We start from the raw sequence: 15366 nt of genomic DNA, 5'->3' as shown, positions 1-15366 counted from the left end.
TTATATCACCTCAGCTGATTTGCGAAAAAGTCTGGAATAAATGGCGTTTCAGATTCTCCGTGAATATGTTTTTCAATAGCTCTAAGATACTCTTCTGCTGTAATTTCCCACGTATACTTTTCAGAAACTCTTTTTAATCCCAATTTTTTGTATGTATCATAATTATCTAAAACGTTAAACAGTCCTTTTGAAATATCATGTGGATCATCGGGATTTATAAGCGCTCCATATGTTCCCCCATCCAATATTTCCGCGGGTCCTCCAAATCTGGTTGCGACAACTGGTAAGCCGCAGGCCATAGCTTCTATGATGGCTAATCCAAAGGGTTCATAAAGCGCAGTTAGAGCGAATATTGAATTTTGTCGTGTGGAAATCCTGTAAAGTGCGGCAAGTTCTTTTTGCGTTTTAATATTTAAAAACAATATCTGATCAAGAAAATTGTTTTTCTTTGCAAGTGTTGTTATTTCTTCAAGAATGTGTTTCTCTTCAGAGTCAACATTAATGTTTGTTATTAATGAAAAAACATCATCTATTCCACGTGTTACTATTACAATGTTGAATTTTTCTCTGAGTTTTTCAGATTCAGCAAAGGCTCTGATTAAAGCTACGTGATACTTTTTTCTATCCAACCTGCTTGACAAAATAACAAAAGGGTTGTTTCTTTTTTCAGCTGGTAATTTTGTTATTTTTGTATTTAAATATTCTTCAATTTTTTTATCTTCAGGTAATGGAGTTGTGTGAAATATACTGGTGTTAACTCCCGGGGGAATAATTTCAAACTTTTTTTCATGTTTTGTTGTGGTTTTTTTATAGGCTTTGTGCATATATTGCTCTATTTTTTCCTGGAAGGTACTCGTTACAATAAAAGACGCATATTGCATAGCTATATTTTCTGCGAGGATTCTCAGGGAAAATCTGAATTTTTTTTCTGCCTCGTCTTTGTCCATATTTAATCTGTCTCTTTTTTGTGCACCAAGCGAATGAGCAGTGAAAGAATATTTTATTCCTGTTTTAGTAAGAAACATTGTTCCGGAAATTCCGCCGTCTCCATAATGTGTGGTGACAAAATCCGGGAATGCCTTTTCTTGAGTGTAGAGTTTTATAATGCCTTTTACGTATTCTCCCAGATGATCCCATAAAAGTTCTTTATTCAGAAATTTTTTTCCTCCAAAAGGAATTCTCACAATTCTTACGTTTTCAGTTTCCGGATAGTAATCGAAATCACCTGAAAACTCAGGCCATTCTGGATCTATAATTTTTCTGGTAATAATATCGACTTTTATGTTGTGTTTTGCAATAGCTTTAGCTAATTCTTTTACATAAACAAGTTGTCCACCAAAATCTGGATGTTCGGTTAAATGACTATCTTTTGGATCAAAGTTTCCCTGTGGATTGAAAAAGGCTATTTTGTTAAGTTTCACAATACACACTCCTCATTTTTGAAATGTAATAATCAATTGATTGTAGTTTTACGTCAGAACCAACGTTTTCAAGGACATGTGCCGCTATAACACTTCCAAGCTTTGAAGAATCAAATATATTCCAGCCATTCAATAATCCGTAATAAATCCCACTCCAGAAAGCATCACCTGCACCTGTAGCATCAACAACTTTCGTTGCGGCTGACGGAATATGCCTCAATGTTTTCCCGTCGGAGACAAGAGCACCATCTTTACCAAGAGTAAGAATAACATACTTTAGGCCCAATGAGTGTAAAATTTCTATATATCTTTCATCTGGCATGGGCCCAAAAATTTCTTTCATATCATCCAGTGATGGTTTTGTAACAAATGATTTTTTAAAAATCTCGATTATTGGTTCTAAATCGATTTTTTTATCGCAGAACAGCTTTTTTCGGCAGTTTGGATCAAACCCTATTTTTATACTGGTTTCAGAAGCTTTTCTTAAAATTTTTAGAATAGTATCACAGGATTCTTTTTTTGTGAGTGGCCAACAGCTTACGTGGATCCAGGAGATATTTTCGAATAGCTTTTCATCTGGAATTTGAAGATTTGTGTCTGCCCCACGTATTGGTAAGAAGTCTGGTGTTTGACTTGTTTTAGAAACAAATACTACGGTAGTTGGTAAAACTTCATCAATCTGGATGTAAGAAGCATTGACATTGTTTTCTCTAAGTTTTTTTAGAATAAACCTGCCAAATTGGTCGTTGCCAATTCGTGAAACTAAATATGCGTTTATACCAAGTTGAATAAGATTTCTGGTTATATTTGCTGGAGAGCCACCAACATTTTTTGTGAATGTTGAAGCGTTTATAAGATTATCCACGGAATCTTTTGAGATAAAGTCAATCAGTAATTCTCCAAATAAAGCTATACTCATAAAAAACCTCCTGGAAAATCAAATTGCTTTGAACTTTTATTAACTCTTCCCAGTAATATTTTAGCACACAAAATATATTTAGCTTGAAATGTGTTAAAATATATACATAAGAAGTAAAAACATTAAGGAGGGGGATTTGATGTTAAAATTTATTGTTAAAAGATCTGATTTTGCAAAAAAATTATCTATAGCAGCCCAGGCGGTTGGGGCTAAAACAATAGATCCTATACTTCAATGCTTGTTATTTAAACCGGAAAATGGTGGGATAAATATGTATTCAACAGATATGCAAACTTTTGTAATAGCACGTGTTGAAACTGGTGAATACGAAGGTAATGATATGTTTGCTGTTGATGCGAAACTTTTAGAAGAAATTGTGAAAAATGTGGATGAAGAAGAAATTCTTTTGAATTATGATGGCGGGAAACTGCGTGTAAAGAGTGGAAAAAGTGCGTTTAGTTTAACCACTTATGCAAGCCCGGAGAAATTCCCGCCGATAGATATCGAAGAAAGTGGAGTTAATTTTGAAATAGAAACAAGTATTTTGCATGAAATGATCGATAGAGTTATTTTTTGTGCATCAACAGAAACAGCAATGCGTGCTTTGAACGGAGTGTACTGGGAAATAAAAAATGGTTATTTGAGGCTGGTTGCAAGTGATGGTTATAGACTTGCACTCTCAGAGCAAAAAATAGATATAAACGCGGAGCTGGACTTTATAATCTCTTTAAAAAGTATGAAAGAACTTGAAGGGTTGGTTTCAGGAGCTTCTGAACCAGTTTTAAAAATATCATGTGATCATAAGAAAGTTTCAGTTAAAGCAGGAGATATAACCACTATTATGAGGGTAGTAGAAGAATCTTTCCCAGATTATAAACGCGTTTTGCCACAGGCGTTTAAAACAAGGATAACATTTAATAAAAATGAATTCCTGGAAGCATTGAAGCGTACAATGATAATTTCAAAGCGAGGTAACGATAAAGTACAACTTGAAATGATAGACAACATACTTAAACTTTCCAGTATTAGCTCAGAATATGGGGAGGTAAGTGAAGAAGTTTTAATAGAAAAAGAAGGAGAAGATATGACAATCAATTTTAATCCAAGGTTCTTAAATGAAGCTGTGAAAAAGGTTGACGAAGAAGAGGTTGTTTTTAACTTTGTAGATGACCTCAGTCCTATGCAGATTAACTCAAGAGATATGGGAGGATATATGTTTATTGTTCTGCCTGTTAGGGCTTGATGTGAGATAGGAGGATATTATTATGAAAAAAGGGTTTACTTTGATAGAGTTGCTGATAGTTCTTGCTATAATCTCCGCCCTTTTAGCGGTTGCGACACCGACAGCTATGAATGCTGTGAAGAAAGCGAAAGCTACACAGGTAGCAGCGAATCTTAGAAACCTTTCGGTAGCAATTAATGAAGCCGCTTTACTTTATGCAGATACTCTGGATGCCTCTGGCAATATAGTAGAACAGCTTTATGATTTAAATTTCATAGATGTTGACCTGTCAAAAAGAGGATACGAGATAGTTGTTGTAAATGATGCGGGAAATGAGTATTATGAGATACGTTATAAGAATCAGGATGTGGAGATTACTTATGTAAAGAATATACTTCCAGATGTCAAGGAAGACTCAGGAGGGAATTATATTTATTTGAGGGTGCCGAGAATATGATTGTTTTGAAAGAGGTAGGGAAAAAATATAAAAATAACTGGGCATTAAAAAATGTTAATTTAAAAGTTAATAGCGGGGAAGTTCTGGGCATAATCGGAAAAAATGGTTGTGGAAAAACCACATTATTAAAAATTATTGCCGGTTTATTGAAGCCATCAACTGGAGTAATCAAAGGAATTACAGATGGAATATCGTACATACCTGAAAAACCTGTACTTATTCCTGAACTTTCGTTAATGGACAATATGAGATATTTTGCAAGTTTAAGAAATTCGAAAAAGGAAAGAATTTATGAAGAGCTGGAATATTTTCAGCTAACAGAACATCTTTCTAAAAGACCCACAGAACTTTCTAAAGGATTGCAACAAAGATTGTCTATGGCTATAGCATTGCTTTCAGAGCCAGATGTGTTACTTATGGATGAGCCTACGAGCGGCCTTGATGCAGAGTCAAAAAATCTTATAATGGAGAAAATAAAAAAATTAAAAAGAGAAAAGAAAACGATTTTTTATGTTACACATGATGATGAGGAAGTTGAAGCAATTTGTACCTCTATTTTGATACTTGAAAATGGGACGGTATATTTTCATGGATCAGTTGAAGAATTCTGGAAAGAGTACGAAAGATATGTTTTTGCCACTGTTAAATTGGATAACGTTAATATAACTCGTAAAGTTTCGTTAGAGGAATTGAAAGAAATTGGAGACGTAATTCATGTGCGCAGTGTTGGTATAAGAGAATTTTTAGCCGGGAGGGAAGGGGATGAGATTAGAAGGTAAAAAAATAGTTTTAAGGCCACTTGAGATCGAAGATGCTAAAAGAATTGTTGATATAATAAATGATGAAGAGGTGCGTGAGTATTTGTTTATTACGTTTCCTATAAGTAGATTTTCTGAAGAAGACTGGATAAGGAAGAATGCTTTAAGTCAGCAAAATATAACCTTTGCTATAGATGTAGAAGATATCCTCGTAGGCGTTACCGGGCTCATGAACATAAATTGGGTGCATAGATCAGCAGAATTTGGAATAGGAATATTTGATAAAAGGTATTGGAACAAAGGGTTTGGAACGGAAGCAACGAAATTGATGTTAAAATATACTTTTGAATATCTAAATTTAAATAGACTTTGTTTGAGAGTATTTGATAACAACAAAAGGGCAATAAGAGTGTATGAAAAATGTGGGTTTATACACGAGGGAAGAGAAAGGCAGGCAAGGTATTTTAAAGGGAAATATTGGGATATTTTAAGGATGAGTATACTTGCTGAAGAGTATTGGAGAACAAAAGAAAATCAAAATGGTTAGAAATCATTATTTTTGATATGGCCCTGTTTCAAAAATCGCATAAGAAAGAGAAAAATGATATACTGCTCCCCATGAAAGTTGAACAAAAAAAGAGTAGAATGTTAGAATAAAGACAAAGGGGGCGGGATATATGGCAAAGAAACTTTCAACAGAAGAAAAGATGGCAATAATTCTTGAAGGACTTCGTCGTGAAAAGAGTGTTTCACAAATCTGTAGAGAACATGGTATTTCTCAAGCTCAATATTACAAATGGCGAGATAAGTTTTTAGAAGGAGCCAAAGAAGGATTGGAAAACGGGAAAAAATCTAAAGTAAAACAGCTTGAAGAAAAAATCGAAGAACTTGAAAAAGTAATTGGAAAACAAACCATCGTCATTGAGACATTAAAAAAAACAGTAGTATATCCAGGAGGCGGGAAATAGTAACACTTCTTCTTGAAGAAGGATTTAATGTATCAGAAGCTTTAAGGTATTTGAAAATCAATAGAAGTACATATTATTACAAACCAAAGGGATACAGCCAAAGAAAGAGCAGACGAAAAGAAGAAGATGAAAAAATACTTAAAGAAATAAACAAGCTCAAAAAAGAACATCCATACTGGGGATATCGACGAATTTGGGCGATGTTAAGAAAAAATGGGAACAAGCTCAACCAAAAGAAGGTATATAGAATAATGAAAGAAAATGGATTACTTTACAAAGTTAAACACAAAAAAGCTTGTAGAACCAAACAAAAAAAGATAAAGCCAACAAGACCAAGGGAAGTATTAGGAATAGACATGACGAAGGTATACACAAGAGATGGAGGATGGGAGTATTATATAGACTACAACAATCCAAAAGGTAATGCCAATATGGAAAAGTATTTTAGAACATACAAAGAAGAAGTAGCATGGGTATTAGATAATCCAGGTTACGAAGAACTCTGTGAAAAAACCAGGGCGTTTGAAAAGTTCTATAACGAAGAATATCCTCACAGCGTAATAGGATACAAAAGTCCAAAGGAGGAATTCGAAGAAAGTATGAGTCTATACAAATCTGCTTGATTTTTTGTCCAATTTTTCGGGGAGTATTACAATATAAATTATCCGCTTTTTTGTGCGTGAAATATCAAGACTGTACGTTATATTCGCAGAATTAACTGCGCTTGCGTAAAAACTGTTACTTTTGTTCTCCACGCAATGCTAAAAAAAACGACATTACCTCCACATCCTTCAAATACTGTTTTTATTACACCCTTCATTTTTTGTAAAATTTCTTGCATATGATGTATATGTAATATCTTTTTTTACCCAGTCTTGTATTGTATTACATTACATATTTTAAACTTGTTTTTCTTCCATAATATTTTTGAAACAGGGCCTGGTTTCACTTGATTTCCAAAATATTGCTTTCTACAATTCTGCTCCATTGGTTTGCAATGATTTTTACATATTTATCCGTTTCTTTTATTCCAAGTTCGTCGAAGGATTTCTCGAAAATTTGATTTTTCATGGATGCGTAGTCTTCATATGCAAAGTAAGTTAATCTCATCTTATCAGGGCTCTTACCTGTATAGATATCAAATGACACTATTCCTCTATCGTAAGGTTTATGAAACTGGATCTTCCATTTCAAAATACCACTTTCTGCTTCTAATATTTTTACTTCTGAAAGTTTTGGATAGTCAACTCCTTTTTCATCCAAAATCTTTCCATAAGATTTTATATAGCTATAAAAATTTGTGTATACAAGAACAGAATCTTCTTGTTTTAATCTCAAAAAAATTCTCTCATCGTCTGTTCTTGTTAAGTCAACCTGAAAATTCACACTGGTTCCATCTTGCCGTTTTACAGTTAAATTACCGTTTTCCAAACTCCATTCATTAATTTCATTTGGGCTTAATCTTGACCATAAAATCCATTCCCAGCTATTAAATACATATAATTCTCCATCTGGTTGGAAAACAAGCACTGCAGGTTTTTGCGAATCATCCATGAAAGAATGGTTGTACCATATTCCAACAATATTCGCATCATTGATTGGAACACTCCAATCGAGATTGTTACCGTACTCGAAAGGAAATGTAAGATATTTTATTCTCATTCTAAATGGAAAGTCGTTGTTTCCTATATCAACAAAATCACTCCGGAATAATTTAAAAAAGTAAGTTCTTAAAACGCGCATTTTTCCATCAAAATCTACATGAATAGTCTTGTTATCTTCTGAATAATTTTTTAGCGATTTTATCAAGTAAACTTCACCTGCTCTTATGTCTTCCCAAGTATATATAGGTATATACGAATCTTTTTTGCGAATCATATTAACAAGATCTAGATCCACCTGCTCGACACTTTCTTTGTCTTTAACTCTGTACCACTTTCCGTAAAAAGATTTTGCCACACCATCTGAGTACGCAACAAGCTTTGTTACAGGAAATATCATACCTTTCAGATTATCAGCGTAGTTGAAAAAAAACCAGTTAAATTTCAATGTTATGTCTCTTTTCTCTGTTAGATCCTTTAATGTAATTTTGTATTCACCAGATTCGAAAAAAGACACTTCTTCTCCAAGGTATGATGGATTGAAATAAAAATAATAGGAATAGTCGTCTATTTTCCCACTGTTAGTTGAATTTATTTTTTTTCCATTTGGCAGTACGAGAGTTGCACAAGGAGATGTAGTATATAGATCTGTTTTTAGCTCATGATTTTTGTAGTTTATCCAGAATAAAACAACAGAGGCAACCTGTTTATCAAAAGGATTGTTTGGATTCTCATAATAATCAAGATCATCAATGTTGAAATCATAAGAGGTTCTTTCCATCCAATAAATCCCTTCCTCATCATCGAAAACGCTATTTCTGTTTACATCAGGATTCAAAAAATTTTTAAGCGTCACATCGTATCCAGCAAATTGTTTCAATTCTTCTACATTTATGTTTCCAAGGAGCTTTGCAAAATCTTCCAATGGTATAACTGAACTCAAAATCTCTCCAGAAGCAACAAGTGTTCCAAGATTTATAACAGAAGTTGCACTTTTTGTAATTGGAAAAGATGTAAGATTGCCGGACTTGTCTGCTATTATTCCAATTGGGAGGATACCCTCAGATGTTTTCTCAAATATACCCATAATATAAATGTGTCCTTTCTCAAGTGTGAACTCAAAATCAGTGGAATCTATGGTTTTGTGCCTTATCATTCTATCTCCTGAAAGGTTCACGTACACGAAATAATACTTCCCATTGAGCTCCGTTCTTTGCAAAGTAACCACATTAGACAAATCCATTTTGACAATGATTTTACCATCAAATATGGTCTCATTTTCAACACTATTTTCACCATCTTCTTCTTTTTCGAATTGTGGGGTACTACAGGATATGAGCAACCAGATAATAAACACAATACTCACGAAAAATATTATAGTTTTTCGCCCCTTCATTTTCCCACCCCTTTGTGTTTTATTTTTAACTAAATTCAAGCGGAAGTTATTACTTATTTCCTATATTCAGGGATAACACTGGCGTTTCAATAACTTCATCTCTGGTGTCAAAGAGCATGAACTTATAATAGTAGTTTCCGTCTGAATCTGGTAAACCTTGGACAAATCTACTTCTACAAAATTGCTCTTTAAGTTTGTTTCTATAGAATATGAATTTTTATTTCTCACGTTTTCTTTACTTCCCACAAAAATTACTATTTTTTTTACGAATTTTTCCCACAAATTTCTTTCGAAAATTTTCCATGAGAGTTTTATAACTTTATTCGACTCGTAAGAAATCTGTATATCATCCGGAAGAGGAAGATATGGATTATAACGAGAATAAATTAAATAACCTTCAGAGTTTGGGGATATCTTTTTTAGATAACTGTCTCTGGACAACTGAAGTTCTATGTAAGTTCTTTTAAGATTTACAAGTCCGTAATATTCTATACCATCGATTGATATTTTTATCTTGCCCGGAGCGTTTATAGTATAAATACCTATCTCTCTTTTACTATTGGGGGCTAGTTCAGAAAACGTGTAGATTGTGCCATTTTCAAAGACAAATGCTTTTCTATCCCCAGGATAGCTCAAGTTATACCATATGCCATTTATTAATTTTTCATCGTCTGGCAAATATGCAAGTAAGTTTTCATTGTAATCATGTGGAAATTTTTCTATATTGTATGGAATACTCACTGAAACGTTTAAATTTCCAATTAACCAAACTGACCAATTACATCTGTACCCCAGAACCCACACATCTTTATCCACTTTTATAAAATCTTCACCATCATCTGTTATGTCTCCGCTGTTGATGAGAACTTTAGCAGGAACAACCCCCCATGGTCTTTCATTAGGTGAATTAAGTTTGTGGAATCCCTTATTTGTGTTAATGTAAAAATAAACTCCAGGCTCTTTAATTACGAGTTTTAGGAAATCCTTTGTAGGCTTATGTCTTGATTTAACGTTATCATATGCCCACCATTCCCATTTTACTTTATCCACTCTTCCATTGCTATAAGCATATTGTTCTGCGTGAACGAGTGGTAAAGCAGAAAGATCTTTTGGATTCAAAAAAAACAAATACTGAAAATAGAAATACCTTGTTTTTCCAGTGGTGTCCACGGCTTCCAGAACGTAATCACCTTCTACACTTTCGTAGGGATTATATAAAAAGTACCATTGGAAGAATGAATAATCACTTCCGGCTTTTACCAGGCGACCAAAAATTTCTTTCTTTCCATCTTTTTTCAGTACATACAGCGTTGCTGGGGGAGTTTCATTTCGAAGAGAATTTTCATCAAAGTTACTTTCATCGTAAACCTTAAAATCTATGTTAGTATACTTCACGTTAAAAACTATTGAAGCCGACTCCACGTGTATCAACTCTTCTAAATCTTTTCTGAAAACTTCCTGATAATATTGCTTTTCAAAAAACAAGTATCCTGTTCCAACCCACCATCCGATAAAGTTAGTTTGATTGCTGTCGATTACCCCGTCATGATCGATATCAACATTTGCCAACTGTTTAAGAAACTTGCTGTAACCCTTAATAAACAATAGTGTATTTTTATCATATCCAATATTTGTTAAGTCAACTAAGTCTTTCTCGGGAACTAACTTTCCATTGTTATATTTAAGCTTACCAAGATTTATCACTTCATTTGCAGTATCCCCTATAGGAACCGAATTGAAATCTTCTCCGATTCCGATTATTCCCAGCGTTTCAATATAACCTTCTTTTTGTTTTGCAGCCAGTGCAAGCATATAAATATCATTTTTGTCGACAATAAAAGATACTTTCGATGGAGCTTCAATTTCTATAACGCCGTTTCTGTCGGATCTTACTGCTCTCCAAAACAGATAATATTTTTTTTTGTTAGATCTCATAGTTTTGATGACGTTGCTTAAATCCATCTTGATAAAACTTTTTCCTTCTGGAACATATACTTTGTTGTGTTTATCTGAAACGGTGGAATTTTTGTCAGATGTGCTGGGAAGTTTGGTGGTACCACAGGAATTTGATATTAGCAATGACACCATTAATACAACAATCCAAAAAATTTTGCAGGCTTTTCTCATGTTATCCCCCCGTCCTACTTTTTTCACCTATTGTTATTCCAAATATGCCTGTTGTGTATATAGAAGTTACTTGTTATTACTGTTATAAACAGTTCTTTCGTCTTTCGTTTTTCAACTCTTTAGTACTAATAGTTTGCATTCTTTGTGAGAAAATGATTAACCTTTTTATCTAATTCTTTTACTTTCTTTTAATGTTAAATGTTACTTTGCTATGAATTGCTCCATCTTGCTTTTTTATCTTTGGAGTGCAGTATAGATTTTATCTAGTACTTTATTCATTTGCTAACTTTTGCAACGAGAATGTTGTCTTACTATTATCCCTAAGATATGTCAATTTATTATCATAGTATTCCAGTTGATAGTGATATAAAGATGTTATATAAATTCTGTTGAACCTGAATCCAAAAAACGGTTTTGAATTTCAAACGCACATCTAAGCAAATCAATTGATTAACCTTTAATGTATAATACGTTTTACTACATTTTTGTTTTCTATTTTTTATACATTTTTATCTTGACTTATACATTTTTAAAAGACAATCATAAAATCTACATGAAGATCTTCCGGAACTTTAATAAGTTTTGTGTACGACTTGTTGCTCCAGATAAGTCTTAAAGTATACGAACCTTCTGTGAGATTTTCGAACACAACTTCTGTTGATTCAGTACCAGAGAGTTTACCCAAATAAACTTTTTTCTCTATGCCCATGCCACTTAATATGAGATATGTGTCTTTTGGTATTATATTGAACACCTGAGAAATGGGGGTAGTCACAGCGACAATAAGAGTATACTTTTTTGAGGTTTTTTCTTCTTTCTTCTGATGAGAAGATGGTGGGTTCTTTTTTCTCGGCTTTTCCTTTTCTTCTAAATATTCTATCAGTTTTTTCTTTATTTTTTTTGGTTTCTTGGTATCTATTGAGGTAAAAGCAGTTGGATAATCCTGTGTGAAGCAGTTTATAGCATAGGTGTAGTTTCTTGACGATTTCTCTGTGTTCATGATTAAATTAACCAAATGTTCAGTGTTAAATATAAGCTTGAAATTACTTGTTAAATAAAATTCTGTTCTTTTCGCGAATAACATATTGATTTTTTTATAGTAAAGTGTGTGAACCAGAGTAAAAAAGTTATTAGACGAGAGATAAAACTTACTTAACTTTATATCTTTAATATCAGGCTTTACATAAGTTATTGGTAAATTTCCGTATATTTCCGAACCTTCAACGAAAAGTGAGGTCAAAGATGCTTTAAAAGTATCAAGCATCGGAAAATTCAAAAACAAGTCCCCTGCGATAAGTACGGGTGCAGATACAACAAAAGTTTCCCCTATGTATTTTTCTGTCTCTTCACCTTTACCAAACAATAAAGTATTAAAGAGTAAGGGTATTAGGAACAACAAAAAAATTTCTTTTATTCTTTTCATACTCCCTACCTTCTTTTTTACTTTTTATAAACTATAACTATCGCTATTGCAAGATGAATGGGATAAGTTTCTGCATCGAATTCATAATTTGACCAATATTGACAAACAAGAGTGTACGTGTGAGGTTTTAATGGATCAAAAGAAATCGTCATGCGTTTTAAACGCCATTCGTCAAGCTTTTTTAACAAAATTCTTTCATCTTTGCCTTCTCGGTAGTAAATATAAAAAGGTATTTGTTTTGACATGAATGTGTAATTTTCCAAGGACTTTGAATTCTCTGAGACATTATCCTCAATCATTTTTAGTACATTGTTTCCGTCCAAATTCAAAAACATTCTTTGATAAAGCCTATCATATCTGTATACTCCATAATATCCAAATGTATAAGAATAAGAATACACTACTGATTTTTCGTTTACCGCTATGTGCATTGTTGTTTTTTCTTCGTACCATTTTCTATCACCTGGTAATGTGGTTACAGGTTTTGTCCTTGTCAAAGCTACCAAAAACGAGTTTGCTTCTGGATGCTGAAAGTCGGCAAATTTTATGTCGCTCAAAAGTGATACGTAGTCGTACCCAAGATCTGTTAAAATGTTTTCCATGACATTCAAAATGGAAAAAGTTTTTACATGTCTCTTCTCGAAATTTACATACCTGAAGTCTATTATCGCAGCTGGTGGAGTATCTTTGTGAAGAAATATTACCAGGTATCCTTTCACATCCGCATAGATGTAAACTTTCGTTTCATTTAATATACCTACGCTTTTCCAGCCAAGAATATGGTTGTCGCTGACTTCTAATATCTGTTCAACGTGCTTGCCAACTATTTCAAAGTCCGGTACTTCTTTTAGCTCTATCCATATTGCAAATCCTGCATAGTCATAAGGAAAGGCGAGCTTTTCTTTTGGAAGTGAAAGAATTCCCTGGGAAAACAGAGATATTGATAAAGTAAAAACAATCGATACAATCAAGAGTATCCTCATCATTTTCCCAACCTCCCGAAAACAGTGTGAATTAACTTAAATACTGAACACCTGACAAATTTAACCGTATTATGATAAAAATGTAGATTAAAGGGATGCAGTTGTTTAACATATTGTTGTAGCAAATATATCATCATTGTACAACAATTGTTATCATTTGTTAATAATTACAACTTAATATTATAACACTTTTAGGGTTACTTTATGAAATTACGGTTCTGTTTCAAAAATATTATGGAAGAAAAACAAGTTTAAAATATGTAATGTAATACAATACAAGACTGGGTAAAAAAAGATATTACATATACATCATATGCAAGAAATTTTACAAAAAATGAAGGGTGTAATAAAAACAGTATTTGAAGGATGTGGAGGTAATGTCGTTTTTTTTAGCATTGCGTGGAGAACAAAAGTAACAGTTTTTACGCAAGCGCAGTTAATTCTGCGAATATAACGTACAGTCTTGATATTTCACGCACAAAAAAGCGGATAATTTATATTATCTGTTCTATCTGAACGATGAGAACAGAATACAACCGAACACACACAATTTGTTATGGCATTAGTTTTAAATGGATATTCCTCTACACAAATCATGGATGTACTTGAAATATTAAAGTTTCTGCACACAAAGGAAAAACTAACAAGTATAAAAAAAACAATACGGTTTAAGATGGAACAAAAACAAATAAAGATACAGTCTATTTACGGAACAGGATTTTAACAGTTCGGGAAACAAGCTAAAGTTGCAAAAAATATCAGGGATTCATGAAAAACTTTTGGATTATGTAAAAAAAGTATGTAGCATTTCTGAAATATTTGAATGAAATGAGGAGTTATATACAACAAATGTTGTGAAGAGTATAAATAGCATGCTAAAAAATGAAAGATACAGAAAAAGACAATATTTTCAACTTATTGAAATGCTGAAGTTGAAAATGTTTTTGATACAGGAATTGTTAAAAAATGAAAAAATCTTATACCAAAAGTCAAAGGTATGTAATACGAAATTTTACGGTTTTTTTAATCTCAGGTATGTTAACAAGACACAATTTTTTTGACAAGCCTCGCTTGTCTGCTATGAATTTCTTTCTCTTGAGTTCTATCTTTTTCAATAGTTTTTTTAGAAGTTTTATTTCACTTGAATAAGCTTTTCCCACTTCCACATACTGAAAAAGTTTGTATTTTCCTTTTGTTAACACTACTTCACATCTAACGTGGTTCTTTATCTGTCGTACATATGTGCCTCTCATCCAGTTCAAGGTAGTATGTTTTGTAAACCCTATTCCTGTACCGTCTACTATAATACTCTCTATCTCACACTGAAGTGTGTTGTGTATGAAGTTTATAAGATGTTTTATAATCTCTTCTAACTGAAGAACTCTGTAATGAAAGTCCCTGAGTGATGGAACTTTGTTAAAGTAAATTGTACCTATTTCTAATGTCTCTCTGAATGAAAGTCCCAACAGTTCTTTAAGAACTGCTAATGAAAGTATTAATACATCTGAATATTTCCTAGGCCTCCCCCTATTGGTAGATTTTTGGGGAAGTTGTGGTAAAATATTTTTGTAGAATTTTTGGATAAGTTTGAATATCTTCTTTATGTTTCTTCTTCTCATAGCAAGGGAGATTATAACATCTCCCTTGCTTTTTTTCTATACCTTTCCTTCCTATTTTTGAAACAGACCCGCCTTTTGATATTGACCAGACAAAGAGTTTATGATAAAATCGTTTATGGTACGCCGGGGTGGCGGAATTGGGAGACGCAGCGGACTTAAAATCCGCTGGGGGTTACACCCCCGTGTCGGTTCGAGTCCGATCCCCGGCACCACTTGAAAAAGAATAGAGATGTGATATAATATATATTAGACGTTGCGGGGTGGAGCAGTCTGGTAGCTCGTTGGGCTCATAACCCAAAGGCCGCAGGTTCAAATCCTGCCCCCGCTACCAGAAGTGGCGGAGTAGTATATAAAAACTACTCCGCTTTTTATTTTGATTTCACTATTTTTCTCATAAGTTCATATCTTTTCCTGTCCTGAAAATTTGCAACAAAAACACTTTCATTTGAATGATGATTAAAAACAAAAAGCG

Annotated in this window: 11 protein-coding genes, 2 tRNA genes and 1 pseudogene; 7 read left to right on the top strand and 7 right to left on the bottom strand. The window is 33.3% G+C overall.

Annotated features, from left to right (window positions below):
* Positions 1–5 precede the first annotated feature (5 nt).
* Together JYK00_RS00680 and JYK00_RS00675 are read right to left on the bottom strand one after the other, a co-directional pair.
* A complete protein-coding gene (locus JYK00_RS00680; RefSeq protein ID WP_207566817.1) occupies positions 6–1421 on the bottom strand; it encodes a glycosyltransferase in 1416 nt (471 codons plus the stop codon).
* Positions 1411–2340 carry a carbohydrate kinase family protein gene (locus JYK00_RS00675; protein ID WP_207566816.1) on the bottom strand — a complete coding sequence of 310 codons (930 nt, stop codon included), beginning with the start codon at positions 2338–2340 and terminating at the stop codon, positions 1411–1413. Before JYK00_RS00675 ends, JYK00_RS00680 begins: the two co-directional genes overlap by 11 nt.
* Positions 2341–2479: 139 nt before the next feature.
* Here JYK00_RS00675 and dnaN point away from each other — a divergent pair, with 139 nt between their 5' ends.
* From dnaN to JYK00_RS00650, 5 genes and pseudogenes are all read left to right on the top strand, one after another.
* On the top strand, positions 2480–3583 hold the full coding sequence (gene dnaN / locus JYK00_RS00670) for a DNA polymerase III subunit beta (protein ID WP_207566815.1): 1104 nt from the start codon (positions 2480–2482) through the stop codon (positions 3581–3583).
* Between the two features lie 22 nt (positions 3584–3605).
* The gene (locus JYK00_RS00665) at positions 3606–4019 is read left to right on the top strand and encodes a type II secretion system protein (protein ID WP_207566814.1); all 414 of its coding nucleotides are present in this window, start codon (positions 3606–3608) and stop codon (positions 4017–4019) included.
* Positions 4016–4798, top strand: coding sequence for an ABC transporter ATP-binding protein (locus JYK00_RS00660; RefSeq protein WP_207566813.1), 783 nt, complete (start codon positions 4016–4018; stop codon positions 4796–4798). Before JYK00_RS00665 ends, JYK00_RS00660 begins: the two co-directional genes overlap by 4 nt.
* Entirely contained in the window at positions 4782–5324 is a 543-nt protein-coding gene (locus JYK00_RS00655) for a GNAT family N-acetyltransferase (protein ID WP_207566812.1), read from the top strand. Before JYK00_RS00660 ends, JYK00_RS00655 begins: the two co-directional genes overlap by 17 nt.
* Before the next feature lie 130 nt (positions 5325–5454).
* A pseudogene (locus JYK00_RS00650) lies at positions 5455–6368 on the top strand (IS3 family transposase).
* A gap of 322 nt (positions 6369–6690) precedes the next feature.
* Here the strand turns inward: JYK00_RS00650 and JYK00_RS00645 are convergent.
* From JYK00_RS00645 to JYK00_RS00625, 5 genes are all read right to left on the bottom strand, one after another.
* The gene (locus tag JYK00_RS00645) at positions 6691–8742 is read right to left on the bottom strand and encodes a hypothetical protein (RefSeq protein WP_207566811.1); all 2052 of its coding nucleotides are present in this window, start codon (positions 8740–8742) and stop codon (positions 6691–6693) included.
* Positions 8743–8808: 66 nt separating this feature from the next.
* On the bottom strand, positions 8809–10869 hold the full coding sequence (locus tag JYK00_RS00640) for a hypothetical protein (RefSeq protein ID WP_207566810.1): 2061 nt from the start codon (positions 10867–10869) through the stop codon (positions 8809–8811).
* 529 nt (positions 10870–11398) lie between these two features.
* Entirely contained in the window at positions 11399–12292 is an 894-nt protein-coding gene (locus tag JYK00_RS00635; protein ID WP_207566809.1) for a hypothetical protein, read from the bottom strand.
* Between the two features lie 17 nt (positions 12293–12309).
* Entirely contained in the window at positions 12310–13278 is a 969-nt protein-coding gene (locus JYK00_RS00630; RefSeq protein WP_207566808.1) for a hypothetical protein, read from the bottom strand.
* A gap of 986 nt (positions 13279–14264) precedes the next feature.
* Positions 14265–14894, bottom strand: a complete 630-nt coding sequence (locus JYK00_RS00625; protein WP_207566807.1) for a hypothetical protein — start codon at positions 14892–14894, stop codon at positions 14265–14267.
* A 122-nt stretch (positions 14895–15016) separates the two neighbouring features.
* On the opposite strand from JYK00_RS00625, the gene JYK00_RS00620 reads away from it, so the two are divergent.
* Positions 15017–15106: transfer RNA gene (locus JYK00_RS00620), tRNA-Leu, on the top strand.
* Positions 15107–15148: 42 nt separating this feature from the next.
* Positions 15149–15225: transfer RNA gene (locus tag JYK00_RS00615), tRNA-Met, on the top strand.
* The last annotated feature ends 141 nt before the right edge of the window (positions 15226–15366 follow it).

The organism is Thermosipho ferrireducens (assembly GCF_017358165.1).
Classification (GTDB): domain Bacteria; phylum Thermotogota; class Thermotogae; order Thermotogales; family Fervidobacteriaceae; genus Thermosipho_B; species Thermosipho_B ferrireducens.
Note: the sequence above shows the minus strand (reverse complement) of the source record. Positions and strands in the feature narration are given on the sequence as shown.